The organism is Nocardiopsis sp. TNDT3 (assembly GCF_003427465.1).
GTDB classification, from domain to species: domain Bacteria; phylum Actinomycetota; class Actinomycetes; order Streptosporangiales; family Streptosporangiaceae; genus Nocardiopsis; species Nocardiopsis dassonvillei.
In genome coordinates, this window is the sequence record NZ_QPFC01000954.1 from 1 (window position 1) to 3,005 (window position 3,005).

Here is a 3,005-nt window from a genome sequence, read left to right on the forward strand (position 1 = left end):
ACGGAGTCCGTCCGAGCGGCACGGGGCCCGGCCCCGGCGCCGCACGGTCACGCGGGTCCCGCCGGACCGCGCGGCACACCGCGACGGCACGGCGGCCCGCGCAGCGGCGGGAGTCTGACCGCTCATCGCGATCCGGTCACAGACCTCCTCCATCCGGCCTAACCTGGGTGGAAGGGGGCGCGCTCCGGCGGCCCCGCCCGCGCACGCCCCGACCCGGCGCGCCGCGTTCCACCATCCACCCAGACCACGAGCAGCGAATCTGATGACAGACGCGACAGCAACCACTCCAGGTGCGGCCACCGTCCGCGAGGTCACCGCGGCCACCGACGACGCCATGCGCACCCTCGGCCGCGACCTCGCCGCCCTCGCCCGACCCGGCGACGTGCTGATCCTGTCCGGGCCGCTCGGCGCGGGGAAGACCACCCTCACCCAGGGCCTGGGCGAGGGTCTGGGCGTGCGCGGACCGGTCACCTCCCCGACCTTCGTCATCTCCCGGATCCACCCCTCCCTGACCGGAGGCCCCGACCTCGTCCACGTGGACGCCTACCGGCTCGGCGGGCCCGACGAGATCGACGACATCGACCTGGACATGACCCTCCCCGACTCCGTCACCGTGGTGGAGTGGGGCGAGGACGTGGCCGAGGGGCTCTCCGACGACCGGTTGGAGATCCGCATCGAACGCCACCCCGACGACACCCGCTCCGTCCACCTGCGCGCCGTCGGCGCCCGGTGGACCGGCGCCGACCTGCCCGGCACCGCCGCCGGGCCCCGATAGGCGGTCACCCGTGCTCCTCCTGGCCTTCGACACCGCCACCCCGGCGGTCACCGCCGCCATCGGCGAGACCGGCGCCGACGGCTCCTTCACGCTGCGCGCCAGCGCCGGCTCCGTGGACGCCCGCCGCCACGGCGAACTGCTCGGCCCCACGATCGCCCGGCTCACCGAGGAGGCCGGGATCGTCCTGGCCGACCTCGACCACGTCGCCGTCGGCATCGGTCCCGGGCCCTACACCGGCCTGCGGGTCGGGCTGGCCACCGCGCACGCCCTGGCCGACGCCCTCGGCGTCCCCTGCCACGGCGTCACCACCCTGGACGCGCTGGCCTTCGCCACCGGGCGGACCGAACCCTTCGTCGCGATGACCGACGCCCGCCGCAAGGAGGTGTTCTGGGCCCGCTACGACGACCGCCTCACCCGCGTGGGCGAGGTGCGCGTGGACCGCCCCGCCGAGGTGGACACCGGCGGGCTCGCGCTGGTCGGCGACGGCGCCCGCATGTACGCCGACGTGTTCGGCGCCGGTTCCGCCGCGCCGGACCCGCTGCACCCGGACGCCGCAGCCATGGCGGAGCTGGCACTGCTGCGCCTGGGCCGCGGCGAGGAGCTGCCCGCGCCCAACCCGCTCTACCTGCGCCGTCCGGACGCGGTGGAGCCCGGTGCCCCGAAGAAGGTGCGCCAGTGGGTGAAGTGACGCCGACGCCGGGCCTGACCGGTGTGAGCCTGCGCGCGATGACCCCCGACGACGTCGCGGCCGTCATGGACCTCGAACACGCCCTGTTCCCCCTCGACGCCTGGAGCGAGGGCATGCTCAGGGACGAGCTGGCCGAGCCCACGCGCCACTACCTGGTCGCGGTGTCCGGGGACGCCGTCGTCGGCTACGCGGGGCTGCGCGCCGTCCCGCCCGAGGGCGACGTGCAGACCATGGCCGTGTCCGAGCAGGTCTGGGGCCGGGGAGTGGGCAGCGCGCTGCTCACCGAACTCCTCACCGAGGCCGGGCGGCGCGGTGTCACCCACGTGTTCCTGGAGGTGCGCTCGGACAACCCGCGCGCCCAGAGGCTCTACGGCCGGTTCGGCTTCGTGCAGATCGGTGTGCGGCGCGGCTACTACAACGGGGCGGACGCGCTCGTCATGCGGCGCGTCGCCGAGGAGGGGAACCATGAGTGACCTGCCGCTGGTCATGGGGATCGAGACGTCCTGCGACGAGACCGGCGTGGCCCTGGTGCGCGGCTGCGAGCTGCTCGGCGACGCCGTGGCCTCCAGCGTGGACCAGCACGTCCGGTTCGGCGGCGTGGTGCCCGAGGTGGCAAGCCGCGCGCACCTGGAGGCGATGACCCCGACCGTGCACCGGGCGCTGGAAAAGGCCGGGGCCAAGCTGTCGGACGTGGACGCCATCGCCGTCACCGCCGGTCCGGGCCTGGCGGGCGCCCTGCTCGTGGGCGTGTCCGCGGCCAAGGCGTACGCGATGGCCCTGGGCAAGCCGCTCTACGGCGTGAACCACCTCGTGGGCCACGTGGCCGTGGACCAGCTGGAGCACGGACCGCTGCCCAAGCCCTCGATCGCCCTGCTGGTGTCGGGCGGCCACACCTCGCTGCTGCTGGTCAACGACCTGGCCACCGAGGTGGTCTCGCTCGGCGACACCGTGGACGACGCCGCCGGTGAGGCCTACGACAAGGTGGCGCGCCTGCTCGACCTGCCCTACCCGGGCGGCCCGCCCATCGACAAGGCGGCGCAGCGGGGCGACCCCAAGGCGATCCGCTTCCCGCGCGGCAAGTGGGGCGACGGCACCTACGACTTCTCGTTCTCGGGCCTGAAGACCGCCGTGGCCCGCCACGTGGAGGACACCGACCGCCGGGACGAGCCCCTGGTGGTCGCCGACATCGCCGCCGCCTTCCAGGAGTCGGTGGTGGACGTGCTCACCCGCAAGGCCGTGGACGCCTGCGTGGAGCACGGCGTGAGCACGCTGGTCATCAGCGGGGGCGTGGCGGCGAACTCGGCGCTGCGCGCGCTGGCCGAGGAGCGCTGCCGGGAGGCCGGCGTCGAACTGCGCGTCCCGCGCCCGCGCCTGTGCACCGACAACGGCGCGATGATCGCCGCCCTGGGCGCCGAGGTCGTGGCGGCGGGCCTGCCCGCGTCCACGCTGGACCTGGCCACGGACACCTCCCTGCCGGTGAGCTCCCCGCTGGCGGTGTAGCCGACGTACGACGCCCCGGCACGGAACCGGTTCCGTGCCGGG

General features: G+C 75.0%; 4 protein-coding genes. All 4 read left to right on the plus strand.

Annotated features, from left to right (window positions below; all coding sequences use genetic code 11):
• The first annotated feature begins 262 nt into the window (after nucleotides 1–262).
• The 4 genes from tsaE to tsaD are packed head-to-tail and all read left to right on the plus strand — an operon-like array spanning nucleotide 263 to nucleotide 2,963.
• Nucleotides 263–775, plus strand: coding sequence for a tRNA (adenosine(37)-N6)-threonylcarbamoyltransferase complex ATPase subunit type 1 TsaE (gene tsaE, locus DQW06_RS22190; RefSeq protein ID WP_013155048.1), 513 nt, complete (start codon nucleotides 263–265; stop codon nucleotides 773–775).
• 10 nt (nucleotides 776–785) lie between these two features.
• Entirely contained in the window at nucleotides 786–1,463 is a 678-nt protein-coding gene (gene tsaB / locus DQW06_RS22195; protein WP_013155047.1) for a tRNA (adenosine(37)-N6)-threonylcarbamoyltransferase complex dimerization subunit type 1 TsaB, read from the plus strand.
• Entirely contained in the window at nucleotides 1,460–1,936 is a 477-nt protein-coding gene (gene rimI / locus DQW06_RS22200; protein WP_019609823.1) for a ribosomal protein S18-alanine N-acetyltransferase, read from the plus strand. Before tsaB ends, rimI begins: the two co-directional genes overlap by 4 nt.
• A complete protein-coding gene (gene tsaD, locus DQW06_RS22205) occupies nucleotides 1,929–2,963 on the plus strand; it encodes a tRNA (adenosine(37)-N6)-threonylcarbamoyltransferase complex transferase subunit TsaD (RefSeq protein WP_117199235.1) in 1,035 nt (344 codons plus the stop codon). Before rimI ends, tsaD begins: the two co-directional genes overlap by 8 nt.
• The last annotated feature ends 42 nt before the right edge of the window (nucleotides 2,964–3,005 follow it).

Coding starts and splice junctions, on each gene's coding strand:
- tsaE (WP_013155048.1), top strand. CDS start 263: ATGACAGACGCGACAGCAACCACTCCAGGTGCGGCCACCGTCCGCGAG.
- tsaD (WP_117199235.1), top strand. CDS start 1,929: ATGAGTGACCTGCCGCTGGTCATGGGGATCGAGACGTCCTGCGACGAG.